15 protein-coding genes are annotated in these 17333 nt (G+C 39.8%); all 15 read right to left on the bottom strand.

Going from position 1 to position 17333, the window contains the following annotated elements:
• Window positions 1-35: 35 nt before the first annotated feature.
• The gene (locus tag FRX45_RS12540) at window positions 36-731 is read right to left on the bottom strand and encodes a M48 family metallopeptidase (RefSeq protein ID WP_152268774.1); all 696 of its coding nucleotides are present in this window, start codon (window positions 729-731) and stop codon (window positions 36-38) included.
• Window positions 731-3955, bottom strand: coding sequence for a type I restriction endonuclease subunit R (locus tag FRX45_RS12535; protein WP_152268773.1), 3225 nt, complete (start codon window positions 3953-3955; stop codon window positions 731-733). The genes FRX45_RS12540 and FRX45_RS12535 overlap by 1 nt, the downstream gene beginning before the upstream one ends.
• Before the next feature lie 249 nt (window positions 3956-4204).
• Window positions 4205-5293, bottom strand: coding sequence for a Fic family protein (locus FRX45_RS12530; protein WP_152268772.1), 1089 nt, complete (start codon window positions 5291-5293; stop codon window positions 4205-4207).
• 16 nt (window positions 5294-5309) lie between these two features.
• Entirely contained in the window at window positions 5310-6272 is a 963-nt protein-coding gene (locus FRX45_RS12525; protein WP_152268771.1) for a hypothetical protein, read from the bottom strand.
• 2 nt (window positions 6273-6274) lie between these two features.
• Window positions 6275-7435: a toll/interleukin-1 receptor domain-containing protein gene (locus tag FRX45_RS12520; protein ID WP_152268770.1), complete on the bottom strand. Its 1161-nt coding sequence runs from the start codon at window positions 7433-7435 to the stop codon at window positions 6275-6277.
• Complete coding sequence (locus tag FRX45_RS12515; RefSeq protein WP_152268769.1) at window positions 7432-8223, bottom strand: TIR domain-containing protein; 792 nt, start codon at window positions 8221-8223, stop codon at window positions 7432-7434. The genes FRX45_RS12520 and FRX45_RS12515 overlap by 4 nt, the downstream gene beginning before the upstream one ends.
• A 4-nt stretch (window positions 8224-8227) precedes the next feature.
• Window positions 8228-8764 carry a TIR domain-containing protein gene (locus FRX45_RS12510; protein WP_193311687.1) on the bottom strand — a complete coding sequence of 179 codons (537 nt, stop codon included), beginning with the start codon at window positions 8762-8764 and terminating at the stop codon, window positions 8228-8230.
• Window position 8765: 1 nt separating this feature from the next.
• Window positions 8766-9947 carry a restriction endonuclease subunit S gene (locus FRX45_RS12505; RefSeq protein ID WP_152268767.1) on the bottom strand — a complete coding sequence of 394 codons (1182 nt, stop codon included), beginning with the start codon at window positions 9945-9947 and terminating at the stop codon, window positions 8766-8768.
• Window positions 9944-11503, bottom strand: a complete 1560-nt coding sequence (locus tag FRX45_RS12500; protein WP_226805326.1) for a type I restriction-modification system subunit M — start codon at window positions 11501-11503, stop codon at window positions 9944-9946. Before FRX45_RS12500 ends, FRX45_RS12505 begins: the two co-directional genes overlap by 4 nt.
• Window positions 11504-11508: 5 nt before the next feature.
• Window positions 11509-12066, bottom strand: a complete 558-nt coding sequence (locus tag FRX45_RS12495; RefSeq protein ID WP_193311686.1) for a restriction endonuclease subunit S — start codon at window positions 12064-12066, stop codon at window positions 11509-11511.
• 446 nt (window positions 12067-12512) lie between these two features.
• Window positions 12513-13397: an LpxL/LpxP family acyltransferase gene (locus FRX45_RS12490; RefSeq protein ID WP_152268764.1), complete on the bottom strand. Its 885-nt coding sequence runs from the start codon at window positions 13395-13397 to the stop codon at window positions 12513-12515.
• Window positions 13397-13657, bottom strand: coding sequence for a phosphopantetheine-binding protein (locus tag FRX45_RS12485; RefSeq protein ID WP_152268763.1), 261 nt, complete (start codon window positions 13655-13657; stop codon window positions 13397-13399). The genes FRX45_RS12490 and FRX45_RS12485 overlap by 1 nt, the downstream gene beginning before the upstream one ends.
• A gap of 6 nt (window positions 13658-13663) precedes the next feature.
• Window positions 13664-14890, bottom strand: a complete 1227-nt coding sequence (locus FRX45_RS12480) for a beta-ketoacyl-[acyl-carrier-protein] synthase family protein (protein WP_152268762.1) — start codon at window positions 14888-14890, stop codon at window positions 13664-13666.
• Between the two features lie 76 nt (window positions 14891-14966).
• Window positions 14967-15695, bottom strand: coding sequence for a 3-oxoacyl-ACP reductase FabG (gene fabG / locus FRX45_RS12475; RefSeq protein ID WP_152268761.1), 729 nt, complete (start codon window positions 15693-15695; stop codon window positions 14967-14969).
• 61 nt (window positions 15696-15756) lie between these two features.
• A complete protein-coding gene (locus FRX45_RS12470) occupies window positions 15757-17331 on the bottom strand; it encodes an HAL/PAL/TAL family ammonia-lyase (RefSeq protein WP_152268760.1) in 1575 nt (524 codons plus the stop codon).
• Window positions 17332-17333 lie beyond the last annotated feature (2 nt).

Genomic DNA, 17333 nt, shown 5'->3' with positions numbered 1-17333 from the left:
GTTTACAAATGTGTATACTTTTGTGTGTGAACTTCTCATGCCAATAGTTTTTCCAATTTCATTTTCCACTTTTCCCAGTCCTTCATTTCTTTGGTTTGTAAATCTAAAAATTTCTGTGTGTGGTCGTGATGTATTAAATGACAAAGCTCGTGTATGATTACATATTCAATACAACCTTTAGGTGCTTTAATCAATTCAGGATTTAATATAATTTTTCCTTTTGGTGTGCAACTTCCCCAGCGTGTCGGCATGTCTCGTAAAACAATAGAACTTGGTTCTACTTTGTGTTTTTTGAATTTGTGAATCAGTGGTGCAGCAATTAAATGGAATTTTGTCCGAGCATTTTGTAAATACCAATCCTTTAATAAGTCCTTTGCTCTCGACTTTTCATTGGCTGTTACTTCAATAACTTTGCCTTTTAGCCTGACTGATTCCTCCTTGCCAATTTGAATTAGTAAACGGTATTGTCTGCCTAAATATAAATGTGTTTCACCGCTAATAAATTTTCGTTGTGGTGTCTTTGGTTGAAAGGAAAGAAAGAAACTTTGTTGTTTAACTATCCAGGGTGCTTTTTTCCTTATTTTCTCTTTTATCTTTTCAATGGAAGTATTAGCCGGTGCCTTTACCAACACTTCCATTTCGGGAGTGACTGCAATGCCAAGCGACTTTCTGTCAGAGTACTCCAAACGAAAATCTATTGTTCTGCTTCCAAATTGTATAGCTGCTGTCATTACTTGTAACGAATTTTAGCCACTTCAATAAAATCTTCAGCAATTTTGTCCATGTCCCTGAACGACAAGTCAATACTGTATTTATCTCGCACCTCATCAATCAGATAGTCTCCGATTTCAATAAGCAATTTTCCCGTAATGCTTGTTTTGTATTGCCAGTCAATAATGGGTTTGCCATTGTCTAAAACAGAACTTTGAATCAAGTCGTCAATTTTTAAGGCCGCCTGTGTTGCGACTTCTTTTCGAACTATATTGTCTTGAATTTTTTCTGACAGTGCTTCAACTGTCAAACCATAAAAGGCTTTGGCCACATCTCTGCCTTTCAATTGCTCAGGAATATCATTGTCGGTATGAGCTAACACATTGTTCATGATGTCTTGAACCCTGCTTAGGTATTGTGCCTCACTGATCCGTTTGGCTTCATAGTCGGCAATCGTCTCTTTCAGCATTTGCGAAAACTTCTTGTAAAAAGCAGGATCTTCATCCATTTTTTCAGTGATGTGCTTCGCTGTTCTACTTGCAATCTTGTCCGCCTTAGCTGCTTTCCCTGTGGTGTTCTCTACCTCCTGCTGAAATTTATCTTTATCAAAAATATTTACCAGTTCAGTGATGGTTTCAATTTTCTCTGTGGTGACGTGCGTGTCAATCAGTTTTTGAATCTGTCCTTCGTACTGCTTGTAATCAACTTCATCGCTGTATCTTTCAATTACTGTCAAACGAAGTTTTAGGAACATTGCCATATCCTCTTTGTACCTGTTTATTGACTTCTCATCAACTTCATCGTGAAACTGAATTGATGAAAGAGCCAGCTTTAAACTTTTCGCAAACGCTGCCAGCTTATCATAGAAAATAACCCGTACTGCTTCATCTTTCAATAGTATCTGGTAGGCTTCTGCATCCCGTTTGTTGGCGACGGTTTTAAATATATCCCACAATTCAGAATGCTTTTGTGGAAGCTTTTTTATTTCATCGCTGATGTTGGTAATTGTTCCAAGCAAATCTTCTTTGTCAAAATCCTCAAATGAAGAATACATCTCCAACGCATCATCTAAATTTTCAATCACTCCGTAATAGTCAATGATGTAGCCAAATTCTTTATCGGGGTAAATTCGATTCACCCTTGCAATGGCCTGTAATAATTTATGCCCCTGCAAATTTCTTGTGAGATACAAAACGGTGTTCTTTGGTTCGTCAAAACCGGTGAGCAGTTTGTCAACCACAATAATTATCTCAGGATCCTTCTGATTCTTGAACCGGCTGATTAAATTTTTCTCATAAGATTTGGCATTGCCGTGTTCATCCATCATCTTCCTCCAAAACCGGTTTTCTTTTTCTGTTGACTTTTCATAGGCACTTTCTTCACCTTCCCTTTCGTCAATGGATGAAATGAGCACCTCACTGCTTACAATTCCTATTTCATTTAAAAATTCATTGTAGCGGATAGCATTTACTTTTTTATCGCAAACCAATTGTGCTTTAAACGGTGTGCCCTGCCAGTTGTCACGGAAATGCAAACTAATATCCCAGGCTATAGCATAAACTTTTTGCTCCGCACTGTTAAGTTGGTCAGCTCTTGAAAATTTCTTTTTTAAATCAGCCTTTTGATAGTCGGTTAAAGGTTCAGATACCAGGCTGAAAAAAGTATCAATCGGATTTTCATTCACGGTTTGTTTTGCCACTCTGCCTTCATATAAAAGTGGAACCACGGCTTTGTCACTTACTGCCTGATTAACGGTGTAGGAATCAATCATGCCTCCAAATAGTTCGGCTGTGTTCTTATGCTTGTGAAACAAAGGCGTTCCGGTCATAGCAATAAAGCATGCATTGGGCAAAGTCTTTTGCATGTCAATATTAAAAATGCCGTGCTGTGTCCGGTGACCTTCATCCACTAAAACAAAAATATCATGACTTTGCAGGGGATTCTTTATTTTTTTTATTGCGGCCACAAATTTATTAATGATGGTAGTAACCACGGCATCGCTTTTACTTTCCAGTAATTCTACCAAACGTTGTCCCGTTGTTGCGTTTTCTACAAACTTGCCACACTTCCTGAACGTACTGGTAATTTGATTGTCCAAATCTGTTCTGTCTGTTACCAACACAATTTTAGGATTGCGGATGCTCGGCTCCATGGCAATAGCTTGAGCCAACATTACCATGGTCAATGATTTTCCACTTCCTTGCGTATGCCAGATAACACCCCCCTTTCTTTTTCCGCTCTCAACATTTTTGATGCGTTGCATGGATTTCTTAACAGCGAAAAACTGCTGGTAACGGGCTACTTTTTTTTCTCCATTGTCAAACAAAACGTAATTGAAAATAATATCCATCAACCGTTCTGGACGACATAAGCCGAACAAATAATTATCCTGCTCAGTTGGCAGAATTTCCTCTTGTTCCAAGGCATCAAAATATTGTCGAACGTATTTGAATCGGTCAGAAAACAGTTGTTCTTTTATGGAAATCGGAAGCGGTTTGTTTTTGAGTTCCTGTAATTTGCTTTTGTAATTGCGTTCTTCTTCATCATTGCTGAATTTCTCCTGCCACTTTGCCCAAAACTTTTCGGGTGTTGAATTGGTGCCATACAAAGCCTGTGTGCAGCTTATGGAAAGTAGTAATTGGGAATAGACGTATAAGTGCCTGATCCCGTCTTCCTGTTGACTCCTTGTTTGCTGACTGATAGCCTGTTTCAATGGCTCTTTCATATCGGGTCTTTTGCACTCAATGATGCAAAGCGGAATGCCGTTTACGAACAATACGAGATCGGGACGGTAGTGTTCCTTGCTCGTAGAACGCATTACGCTGAATTCTTCGCTTACATGAAACACATTGTTACCAATGTTTTTCCAGTCAATGTATTGAAGGGTAAAACTTTTTTTGTCGCCGTCTACACTTTGCTCCAATGCCTGACCTAAAGTGAGCAGGTTGTATGCTTTTTCGCTGGCTGCAATGTAACCTTCATTCATGGGCAGATTTTTCAGTGCCAAAATGCCCCGTTCAATATTCTCGTCGGTGAAAATGCTGGTTTTGGTGGTACTTACCCTTATGCTGTTGATTTCCTTCAGTTGTTTCCGCAAAACATCTTCCAATAATACATTGGTGGTTTTACCCCCTCTTTGCCTGTCGGCCTCTGCCGGATTTAAATAGGTATAACCCAAATTCACCAACATTTGCAATGCCGGAATCTGGCTGATATGGTCTTCTTTAAAACTTGGTGTGTCCATTACTTTGTCATTTCGTTTGTTTCATGTATAGAAAAGTGCGGTTTTCTATACACATTGCCTTGCTCATGTGTAGTTTTGCCGGTTTTCTTTACATGAACCTGTTTTTGCAAGGATATTTTGACCTCTGTTGATTTTGTAGAACCTGTACTTAAAAATAAATACCTTTACATGTAGTCTTTGTCATGTAAAGAAAAGTACTGTTTTCTTTACATGTGGGTTCGGACATGATAAGATTTTCCGTTTTTCTTATCATGTTCCTGTATTTGAGTTCACATTCGCCAGCAAATCGAACAACTCATGGTTAATATAGTAATTATCCTTGCCCAGCTTGTGTTTATGCACAATGTTTATGGCCGTAAGTTCATCTAGATACCGTGTTGCAGTCGGTCTGCTCACAGCCAAATCCGCCATCACAAAGTCAATTTTGGTATAAGGATGCCGGAACAGATTGTTGAGTAAGTCCTGACTGTAAATTTTGGGTAAGTCCCTTCTGAGCTTGTGTTTGTGCCTTTGCATAATGGCTTTGATACCGTCTATTAGCTTGATGGTTTGCAAAGAAGTCTGTTCCACACCATCAAGTATGTACAGGACCCATTCTTCCCAGGCGTTTTCGGAGCGTACTTTTTGGAGCAAACGGTAATAATCTGCTTTGTTTTGATTGATGTAGCGGCTTAAATACAGGATGGGTAAATTCAACAGGCCTTCTTTTACCAGATACAGGATATTGATAATCCTGCCCGTTCTTCCGTTACCGTCATAAAAAGGGTGGATGCTTTCAAACTGATGGTGGATGATGGCCATCTTCACCAAGGGGTCCCAATCGCTGAGTGAATTGTCGTTGATGAACTGCTCCAGATTTCTCATAAAGGCTACCACTTCATCATGCGTTTGCGGTGGAGTATAAACTATTTCACCTGTTTGCTCATTTTTCAATTCTGTGCCGGGTACTTTTCTAAAACCTGCATCATTTTCTTCCAGTGTTGCCTGCATTTGAATGATGTGGTTGTTTGTCAATATTCCCTTTTGCCTTACGGTTTCAAAGCCCCAACGCAATGCTTCGGCATAGTTGTGCACTTCTTTGGATGCGATGGACTTAAATTCTTTTTTCAGATAATCACCCTGATACAATTCATCATGTGTGGTGATGATATTCTCAATGGCCGAACTGTCTTTAGCCTCTTGTAATGAAAGGGTACTGATTAAAATGCTTTCATTCGGAATGCTCAGGGCAGCCCCTTTCATCTCGGCCAATGCACTGCGGGCAGCCGCCGTTTTTTTTAGGATTGCTTTGGTTTCTATATCAAAATCCAAAGGAAGTTGTGGTATTTTATATGCCATTATGTTTCTGCATTAATTATTTTTTTGAAATCACTTTAAGTCCTTTCATAATAAGGAAAACTATCTCATGAATATTTTGACTTTCAAACAACACAATGTTTTCATCTACAGATAAACCATTCATTTTAGAAAATCTCTCAAGATTATATTGCTTGAAGAAGTCAAATAGCTGGTTGTAATCAATAAGCACACTCGCTTTGTCGGAATATGTTTTTTTGAATTCTTGAATAAATGAATTGCTATATTGGAATTCATTAGTAAATTCTTTTGGAACTTCACCACGAATAACTCTTGACAGCGATTTTGCAGCACCACCAAAGCCACCGATAATGTATATAGGTTTATTGGCCTGTAGTGAATAGTACGCTTCTTCAATGATACCTGGTAAATAGCCTAAGAAATTACTTTGCTTTCCACCCAGTAAAAATCTTGCATGACTTTCATTAGCCATAATTCTTCTCATGTCTGAGAAGCATTCAGAAAAAATGTATCGGTCTTCGATATTATTAAAAGGATCATATTTCCGATTCTTATCAATATCTCCTAAATGTTTTGGTATCTCTATTGTAACAGGCTCAACCTGCTGTTTAACAAAATCTGCTTTAATCACCAGTGTAAGCGAGTTGCTGTTCGGAAAAGGGAAGTAGTTTACAAACCGAAATGATTTATCATCCAAATATTTATATTGATATGACAATTCTGCGAACAGCCGGGTAAATCCTTCATTTTTCAAATGACCTCCATACAAAAGTGTTCCACCATTTGCCATTATATAACGTGCCAGTTCAATCATAACATCCTTTAAATGTTGAATTGAAAGCCCTAAATGTTCTAAATCTTCATTATCAGAAGCCGAAACGGCAATTCGTATTCCATCAAGGATTCCTTTTTGCCTTGATTTTAGCTTCAGTTCCTTTTGCTCTGCAATTGATTCCGCAAGATTTTCTGAAATACCCGATATGTTCTTTTCTGCTTCCATATTTATAATGTTGGTAGGTAAATGGGTGTAACAAATCTGATATCTTTATCTATGTCATTCAATATTCGAAGTTCTTCCGCTCCAAGCGGCGGTTCAGGATAGAGTACAATCAGTTTCCTTTTTTCTGTTACCTTCATTTTGTAAAGGTCTATATAATTGAAAAGCTCCGGGGGTGATGTGATTATCACAAATTCGGCTTGGTCATTCTTAAACTCTGTTTCAAAAGATTGCAACAATTCTCTTTGGTACAGATTGTTTACTACCTGATAGAGAGTCAAAGTCAGAATTTCCATGAAACTGGAAGATTCGTCTCCCTTTAATGTAATGGTTGGTGTATTACCCATGTATGGGAATGCTCTCTTTTCTCCATCCTTAATATCATGAACTACAACAATGGAGCATTTATTCCGCTTGGCAACAAGGACTTCAATTCTGCACCATTCTCTGGATGAATATTCGTCTGTATGAAAAACAACTAATGCGGCATTTTCAATATTGGCCTCTATTTGCTTTTCAAACTCATAGCCATCGGCAATATCTACAGTATCAAAGAATACATCGAGTTTGGTTTCAGATTCTACGAATAGTTTAAATTTCTTTGTCGTTTCTATTCCGTCTTTTTTGGCGTGACTTAAAAATAATTTTACAGGCGATGGTATTTTACTGCCTTCTTTATCCATCCAAACTGGTTGAAATTTCATCAGCAATCGTGCACAATCATGTAAAAGTTCGGATTTTATTTTTTTGATTCCTTTTTCATATTCGTCCCGAATATTGATAAATCCATCATGATACCTGATAAATTGAATGGAGTCAAGCCCACATCCAATACCAGTGGCTTGTTTGCATAATGCAATTGGATAAATTCTGGTATTGTCGTCCGTAAGACCAACAAGTTGTTTTGTGAACTCTTGAAAGCCTCCATCTGTCATGTAATTTTCATCAATGAGCAGAATAATTGCATTTCGGTTTGCAATGTTCTTGTCAACGGGAATAAGCGTAGCACTGCGATAATAAACTTGTATTCCCAAGCCTCTTGATAATGGCTCCTCAATATCTCTACAAAATGAACTGTACAAATCATTTGCAATTTGTTTTCCCTCAGCGAAGGCGGGATGCCAGGCCACAAAAATTGATAATGGGTATTTTAGTCTGTTTTTCATTCGCAAGTATCTTTATCCATTTGAATTCGTGAATTGGCTCTTTTATCAGCCATCGAAGAACGCTTTTGAAAAGCTTCTTCTATATAGGATTGCAATTTCACTCTATCATCCGTCCAATCTCTGATAATGGCATAACCAGTTTTTAAATTATCTGATAGACGAGCGGGCAGTAAATCATAGTTGTGTTTTCCTGTTCCAAAATCTGGATGTCCTGGTAACTTAATTCCTAAAAGGCCGGCATAGTTATCTCCTACTTTTCGATTCAAAGCCCCGGAAATTTCCCAGTCAACATGTTTCCTGCATTTAGTTTTCGGACCAATAAGAACAACCAACACAGTTGTATCTGCCAGATATTCTTTCTGTATCAATTGCTTTATATATTCATCGCTGTTGTCTGAATCTATGTCGCCATATTCAACGGATTTGCTTACAATTAAATCCCCGAAAATATTCTCAAATATCGTTCTGTCGCCTTGATTGTCATGATGGTAATAACTAACAAAGGTTTTTCTTTTTGTGTCGTTCAAGGGTAATTTAAACTCCCATTTAAAATATCCTCCTTCATAGGTAAAAGGATTATGCCTTTTCCAATTACCTTGTTCCTCTGGGTTAGGTGTCATAATTGATATTTGGTAACCAGCCGTAACTTTGTTAACCATCCACTGCCTGTTCTGGGTAGCACCATTATCAAGGCTCTTGCCATTGTATTCATAAACTGTAACATCACGGATAAGTTGTCTGTCTTCTCTGAAAGAAAGCCTTGTGACGAAGTATTCTTTGTTTGCCATATTTCTATATTCTAAAGCCTAAAAGATCCCAATAATCTTCTTCCATTCGTTCTCTGCTGTTGTCAATTTTACGGGGAACATTGGTTCTGTTCCAGTATGCGTAGTTTACCTTGCTTTCAAAATCTCTTTCCAGATTTTGCCATTTCATGCTTACTGCAAAACCTGAATCAATATTGTCTTGCAACCTGTTCGGAATGGAATGTGATTCTACCGGTAAAAAAATACCAAGCAGGCCATTTGGCTTGAATGACTTGTACGGGTCATACGGATGCGTGTAGCCCCTTAACGATGCCCATATTTCCCAGTCAATCCATTTGCGGTGACCCGTTCTTTCGCCAATTAAGACCACAGTAATGGAACAGCTTCTCATTTTCTCCCTAACCTTTTTATAAATGGTCTCGTCCGTTAAATGCCCTATATCATCTTTCAGTGAATAGTCAGCAACTTTCATTTGAGTAATTACCTTTCTCAGTTTCGAGATGTATTTTTGGTCTCGTTCGTGATGGTAGCTTACAAAGCAGTTTCTTATTTTTTTCTCCATACTATTCATTTATTTTTAACCTCACCTTCCCTGTCAACAACACCTGCATCAACCCCTTTTTCTGCTCCCGCAATTTCTCTGCTTTGGCTTTAAGCAGGCTGATTTCTTTATCTGCCGCTTGCAGGACTTGAGCAATAGCGGTTTGTTCTTCGATGGATGGAAGTTTCATTTCGAGTTGAAGAAACGTATCAAAGTCAAATGTCATTTTCTCAATATGCACACCATAACTTGAGATATAAGTTTGATGATAGAAATATGGTGTTTGTGAATACCATTGAAAGAATTCCATATTCAACTGCTTCTTTTCTTTTGGAACCACAGCTATATATGAACCTGAAATCTTAGCCCCATCGAATTCTTTTGTAACCAAAGCTGATGCACCGTGTAGGATTTGCATTTTCGAAAACAAAAAATCTCCCTCGTTCGCTGTACGTAAAGTTTTGACTAGTATTTGATGACCATATAAAGCTTCACGGAAGAATATACCGCCAGACCTTCGTCTAACGCTAATCAGTTTATACAATTCGTTTTCATCCCAATCAAAATTTCTCTTTACCACTTTAAGTATTTTCTCATAAGAATGTTCCTTCCACTCCCCACTAAACCCCTTCAACCGTTTCTTTCCCGTAAGCAATTGTTGCATGAGCCATTTTTTGCGGAGTTCTTTTTGGGTTATGAGTTTTTCGGTGGTGTGGATGGCGGCATCAGCCGTGCTCAGCACCTGGGCTATGGCTTTTTGCTCGGGGAGGGGAGGGAACTCAACTTTTAATCTCAAAAGTTTTTCTACTGCCAATCCAGGTTGTGCCGAAGACTCAGATAACCTGTTAAGATTTTTGTATTCTAGCTTGTATGCTAAATAATCAAGGTCATTCTGCTCGTTCGTCTGAACTGCAATTGCATGTTCCGATATATACACCTTATCAGATATTCTCTGAATATTCCCACATAAAGCGCCTTGTCTACCAATTAGTAAAAAATCTCCTTCGTGGGTAAATGTGTCGGTAAAACCCCGTAAGCCATTTCCACCGTAGACTGGATAGATACCTTCTTCAGCAATTTTATCAGATGTAATACCAAATCCACTCTTAAAATGACTACAAGCATTTTCCAAACGTAAAACCTCCCAATCACTTGGAATTTCAGTATTGTAAAACGATTTTGTATTTTTTGTTTCTGCCATCATTTCGTCAATTGGGTTAAGTACTGATCAATCTCTTTCTGCACTTTCACCAGTTCGCCCTCCAGTTGCTCAATCTCCTTCTGCACGGCAGCAATATCTACTTCAGCTTCTTCTTCAAAGGTGTCCACATAGCGGGGGATGTTCAGGTTAAAGTCGTTTTCCTGTATTTCTTCAGGTGTGGCTACATAGCTGTATTTATCTTCCACCACACCGGGCTGTAGTTTACCGGCAGCAAAATCACGGTAGGTATTTACAATGTGTTCAATATCGCTTTCACGCAGTTTATTTTGATTTTTGGCACTTTCGTAGTGTTTGCTGGAATCGATAAACAATACATTGTTGCTGCTCTTTTGCTTATTAAACACCAGTATTGCCGCAGGTATGCCCGTGCCAAAAAACAGATTGGCAGGTAACCCAATCACTGTTTCTAACAAATTTTCTTCAATGGTTTTTTGCCTTATTTTTCCTTCGCTGCTGCCACGGAACAAAACGCCATGTGGCACTACCACACCTGCTTTTCCGTGTTCGTTCAGCGTTTCTATCATGTGGCTTATAAATGCCCAGTCACCTTTGCTTTTGGGTGGTACCCCTCTCCAAAAACGGTTGTATTTATCGCTTTCCGGGTCGTAGCTCACGGTTGTTTTTTCTCCATCCTTGTCTTCTACCTTTCCCCATTTATCTAAGGAAAAAGGTGGGTTGGCTACCACCGTATCAAACTTCATCAGTTGGTCGCCTTCTTTCAGTTTAGGGTTGCGAATGGTATCGCCCCAGCGTATGGTGGCATTATCAAAGCCATGCAAAAACATGTTCATCACGGCCAATGCCCAGGTACTACCGTTGGCTTCCTGTCCGTAAAGTGAGAAATTATCTGAGCCCACTTCTTCACCTGCTTTAATCAGGAGAGAGGCTGAGCCGCATGTTGGGTCGCATATTCGTGAACCGGGTTTGCTTTTGGTGAGTTTAGCAATCAGGGTAGAAACTTCTTTTGGTGTAAAAAATTCACCAGCTTTTTTACCGGCATCACTGGCAAAGTTTTCAATCAGGAACATGTAAGCCCCGCCAATAATGTCGTTACCGTCTAAATGCGAAGGACGCAAATCCAGTTTGTCGGATTTAAAATCAATGAGCAAGGTTTTCAGGCGTTGATTTTTGTCTTTGGGTTCACCCAGTTTGCTGCTGTTAAAGTCTATATTTTGGAATATCCCTGCACCGTCTTCACTGTATAGCTTTTCACGATTGGCTTCTTCCAAATCAGTCAAAGCAATGTTGATGAGTTCGCCTATGTTGGCTTCATTGCGTGAGTCGTAAAGAAATTTAAAATGGCTATGCTCCGGCACAATAAAACGTTCGTGTTGCATGGCACGTTTGGCACGTTCTGCATCACTATTATACTTTTTCAAGTAACCTTCCATTTTATCGTCATGCACATCGCTGAGATATTTCAGGAACAGCATTGTAAGCACATAATCTTTGTAAACGCTGGGGTCAATGCTTCCTCGAAAGGTGTCGCAAGCTTTCCAAACTGCATCGTTGATGCCTTTCTGAGTTATTTTAGCCATGATATTTATTTTATTGCGTTGATTATTTGTTGTTGAATTTGTTTTTCTCTTAGCGTTTCAATTTTCTGCTTCAAAGATTTTTCCTTGTTGCGGAGCTTTGAAATTTCTACGATTGCTTTTTGAGTTTTAATATCTGGAACCGGTATTTCCAGGTTTTCCAAAACCTGTTTTGAGATAGAAGGAATGGACGTTCCAATGGCTTGACCTTTTAAAAGGGTTTGTGTCGTATGGTTATTTAGAAACCAAGCCAAATATTGAGGCAACACTTTATTGTCGGCTGGTCTTATTACAAAAAAGGAAGTGGAAGCCACAGATGGTTCGTTGTGGTTTTCAAAAACGGCTGCAAAGTTTTTGGTTCCCTTGGCTGCAAAAAGCACATCACCGTCTTTCAGCAAATGCTTTTCAGAAATCCCCTCAGCCAGCAAATCGGGGTGAAGCACAGCATGCAATTGACCGTATTCGTCAAAATGCCTGGATTGTAGATACACCAATTCACCAGTACCAACAGGCTTAGCGAAGAGTCCGGTTTGGATATTTGTGATATCTTTTATTAGCGCTTTCAAAATTTATTCCTTTGTAATAACGCTACAAAAATAGGCAGGATTTCCTATTTACCAAATTTTTATTCGAAAATAATCCCAAGTAGGGGTCCTACAAAGTATAGGCAATATTGTCTGCACTGTCTTTGGTGGCGCAGGGTAAAAAGTGGCCTTTGGCTTTGAAGAAGGGTTGGCTTGCGGAAAGGGCAAAGCCAAATGTGCTCCCGAAAGCATTCGGGACTGGTACAAACGTTTAAAAACGCTTAGAAGTGTTTTTAAACGGCTTTGCTTCAACCATACGATTTTCATAGCAGTACAAATGGATATTGTGGTTCAGTTCTTATCGCTAAACTTCATACAAGGGAACGGATGCGTTCAATACCGGGTATGGTATAGGTCCGGAACTGCACTGGTCATCAAACCTATTCATTTATTTCTAAAAATTAAAAAAAATGCCGGGGTGGCCGGCTTTATGCATTCGCCCAAAAATCATAATAATTATACCATTGTGCAGGATATTGCTTTACTTTCTTCTCCATTTCAGCCGTAAAGTCGCTGAGCATTTGCTGCATGGCTGTGGTTTTATCGCCGTAATCATACATTTTTATTGCCGTGGAATAAAAATGATAATGCGTGTTGCCTTCTTTCATGGCAAACACGTAGCAAACCGGCACTTTAAACTGTGCGGCCAATACAAAAGGTCCTGCAGGAAACCGGGCTGCTTTGCCAAGAAAATCAGCAATCAATGTTCGGTTGCCTTCCACGAAACGGTCGGCGTGTATACAAACCAGTTCCTTGTTCTTTAACGCTTCATTGATGGCGTAAATATGGGAGAGATCATTTTTGATGACGATGATACGGGCATTACGCTCACCGGTAACCGAAGTAAGATAATCCTTTATTTTTTGGTGTTCCCCGTCGAACATGACCACGTTAATACGGGTATTTAAGCGTTCCAGCAAATGCCCGGCGGCTTCCCAGTTGCCGATATGGGAACTGAGCAGCAATCCCCCTTTTTGAAGACTCACCAATTGGTGCAGGTGTGCTTCCCCGTCAAAATCAAATGAAAAGCGCTTAGCCATACCCGACATGATGGCTATTTTATCTATAAGACTTTGCCCGAAGCAGTAATAATTTTTATACAATGCGGTGATTGATCTTCCAAAAGAATAACCCAGCCTTTTTTGAAAATAATACAGGATGTGTCGGGAAGATTTCCATGCAAATAAAAAATAATACAAACTAACTACACGCAGTAATACATAGGCGGGTTGAACACCAAACGTTTTCAGCACAGCTATAAAAATGCTGTACCCTAACCTGTTTCCGCTGGATTTTCCGCGCCATGAAGGCATTATGCCAGTTCTTTAGAATTCACGCGGGAAATTACATAATTGTAGAAATCGCTGAAAGTAGTGATGCTTGCAAAATCTTCGGGTTTAACTTTAAAAGAAAAATTACTTTCTATTACCACCACCAGGTCTATATAATCGAGGCTGTCTAACTCGAGTACTTCTTTTACGTTTCCCCCGGGAGTTATCCTGGCTTCATCTACTTCAAATTCTTCAGACAGGAAATGGTTGATCTTCTCAATGATTTCTTCATTCTGTTTCATACACAACTATTTGCTCCATTTTCTGACTATCAGCGACGAGTTGGTACCGCCAAAGCCAAAGGAGTTCGACAAAAATACATTTATATCTTTTTCCGCGGTAGTTTTTACAATATTCAATTTAACAGAATCTTCATCAGGGTGTTCAAAATTGATATTTGGTGCAATAAAACCATGATGCATCATTAATAAAGAATATACGATCTCGCTGGCGCCTGCCATCCAGCATTCGTGCCCTGTCATGGATTTGGTAGAACTTACAGGAACCGTGCCTTCACCAAATACTGTATACAATGCTTTTGCTTCACTGGTATCGCCTGCCGGCGTGGAAGTAGCATGTGCATTAATATAATCTATATCCGCCGTATTCATCCCTGCATCTTTCATTGCCATTTGCAAAGAACGTACAGGCCCGCTTACAGTAGGATTAGAAATATGTTCTCCATTTGACGAAAAACCATAGCCTATTACTTCCCCCAGAATTGTAGCTCCTCTTTTTATAGCCGATTCCAAACTTTCTAATACAATTGTGGCACCACCACCACTGGGGATCAGCCCGTCACGGCTACGGTCAAACGGCCGTGATGCCGTTTGAGGGTTTTCTTCATGAATGGAAAAAGCAGACAATGCGTCAAAAGTGGCCATCGAATAGCAATTGATCTCCTGTGCGCCGCCTGTGATGATACAATCCTGTAAACCCGTTTTTATAAAATGATAGCCTAATCCGATAGCATGCGAACCACTGGCGCAGGCAGCACTAATGGTAAAGTTTACCCCTCTGAGCTTAAAAATGGTAGAAAGATTCATGGTGATCGTAGAGTTCAGCGTTTGGAACACCGAAGCCGACCCGATCAGCATGTTGTCTTTCTTTTCCCGCATAATATCGGTAGCATCTATAACAGGTTTTGCTGAACTGTCGTTGCCATATAAAATACCTATTTCATGTTCGTTAATATAGTCCTCATCCAGCTTGGCCTGCTCTAATGCCTGCACGGTAGCCATATAAGCGTATTCGCCCTGTTCGGGTAACATAATCCGCGAACGACGGTCCAACATTCCCTTTAACGCAGGCCTTTCTACAAAGCCGGTGAGCCCGGAACGGTATCCCATTTCCTTACGAACAGGATCCAATATAATACCGGAGCGGCCTACATACAGGGAATCCCTTACCTCATCGGGATTTTTCCCGATACAGGAGTAAATACCCATACCTGTTATGACTACCCGTTTGTTCATTTTAAAACCCTGGTTAAAAACCAAAAATCAAATAACAAGAAACAAATAAATTTCAAATCTTAAATCTCAAATCTTCTTACGAATACATTCCCCCGTTTATTGACAACACTTCTCCTGTAATATAAGCTGATTCGGCAGAAGCAAAAAAGCCTACTGCATGAGCCACTTCTTCCGGTTCGCCAAAACGGCTTACCGGTATAAGGGAACGCAGTTGTTTTTCATCTAATCCCTCCGTCATATCGGTTTTAATAAACCCGGGTGCTACAGCATTCACAGTAATATTTCTTCTGCCCACCTCCTGCGCCAGCGCTTTGGTTGCTGCAATTACACCACCTTTTGCAGCGGAATAATTGGTTTGTCCGGGTAATCCTTTTAGCCCGGATAGGGAAACGATATTAATGATCCTTCCGTATTTCTGCATTAACATATTTTGCAATACCAGCTTTGTTACATAAAAAAATCCATTCAGGCTCGTATTGATCACAGTATCCCATTGTTCATCTTTCATCCACATCAGCAATACATCGTCTTTTACGCCTGCATTGTTTACCAGCACCTCTATATTACTTTCTGCATTTTTTTCTATCCATCCGCCCAGTACCTGTGTTACCTGCGCTTTATTGCCCACATCAAATTTTAATAGTTCCCCATTACCACCTTTTCCGCGAAGTAATGACATTGTTTTTTCAGCCTCTTCCTCATTGGCTTTATAATTCACCAGCACATAATAATCCATCGCTGCCAGTTTTATACAAATAGCCCTGCCAATACCTCTTGAACCGCCTGTAACCAATGCACATTTCATCCGTATCTGTTTTTATTGATCCGTAAAAATTTGTTGTAAAATAATGTATTTGGATGAAAGACTAATGCACAGCTACCTGCGCTGCCGCATGCGTTTCAAAAAAACCGATATTGTTTTGCAGGAAATGATCTTTTACTTTTTCCAGTTCCCTGTATCGTGGCTTATCGTCAATAAACTTAGGGAAGATCTTTCTTACAGTGGTATACATTTCTTTTGTTGCGGGAGATAGTTTATCAGCACATTCCGCATAGTCAATGGCCTGCAATACCGTTATCATTTGTATGGTCAGCACCTCAAAAGCATTATCAATAACTTTTTTGGTGATCAGCGCTGCATTACAACCCATACTTACGATGTCCTGGTTATCGTTGTTATTAGGAATACTGTGCACGTACATGGGAAAAGAAAGCGTTTGGTTTTCTGCTACGGTGGAAGTAGCGGTAAACTGCATCCCCTGCATACCGAAATTAAATCCCAGTATACCCAGGTTTACAAAAGGCGGAAATTTTTCATTCAGCTTATTGTTCAGCAAATAGTTCAATTGCCTTTCAGACAGCATGGACAACTTGGTAATAGCAGTTTTCAACTTATCCATTTCAAGAGAAACATAGTCGCCATGAAAATTTCCTCCATGAAAGATATTATGATTTTCATGATCTATTACCGGGTTATCATTTACCGAATTGAGCTCATCCACCACAATTTTTTCAGCCTGCTCAATCGTATCAAAAATAGGACCCAACACCTGTGTAACGCAGCGAAGTGAATAATACTCCTGCACCTTATCCTCAAAAACATCGTGTTTGATGTTTTCAGGATTGTATAAATGTTCGGAGCGGCTACGGATCAGCTTGCTATCTTTCAATACATCACGCAGCATGGCAGCCACACTATTTTGTCCCTTGTGTTTTTTTACAATATTCAGTTCATAGGAAAAATGGTCGTCATATGCTTCTACTACCTCATTGGTCATTGCAGAAAGCATTACGGCATATTGCAATAATTTTTTTGCCTGTTTTACATTAAGAAGCCCAATACCCGTCATGGCCGAAGTGCCGTTTAAAATGGCCAGTCCTTCGCGAATATATACAGATAACGGGGTTATGCTGAACTTTTTAAATATTTCTGCAGTAGGCCGGGGTTCTCCATCCACGATCACTTCCCCCTCACCAATAAGTACCAGTGCCAGGTGGGCTAATTGCACCAGGTCGCCACTGGCGCCAACGCCGCCATGTTCAAAAATGCAGGGCGTAATATTGTTATTGATCAATTCTTTCAAAACTACAGCTACATCTGTATGCACGCCGGAATGCCCCTGCATCAAACTGTTAAGCCTGGCCAGCATCAGTGCCTTTACCAGCGAAGGAGAAAGATAATTGCCACTGCCCGAGCTGTGACTGCGAATAAGGTTGTACTGAAGTTGTAAAACATTTTCGGCGCTTACTTTGTACTGCGCCATGGGTCCAAAACCTGTATTAATTCCGTAAATAAGTTTCTGATCCGAAAAGTTTCTGAGAAACTGAAAGCTGGCTTCCATTTTTTCAAGCGCCCGGGTATTGAGTTCAATTTTCCTGTTGTTGAATACGATCTCAGAAAAATCTTGTAAAGAAAGGGTTCTGGCTCCTACATTTATCATTG

This window comes from Agriterribacter humi, from assembly GCF_009192765.1.
Classification (GTDB): Bacteria; Bacteroidota; Bacteroidia; order Chitinophagales; family Chitinophagaceae; genus Agriterribacter; species Agriterribacter humi.
This window is presented reverse-complemented; position numbering and strand designations above follow the sequence as displayed.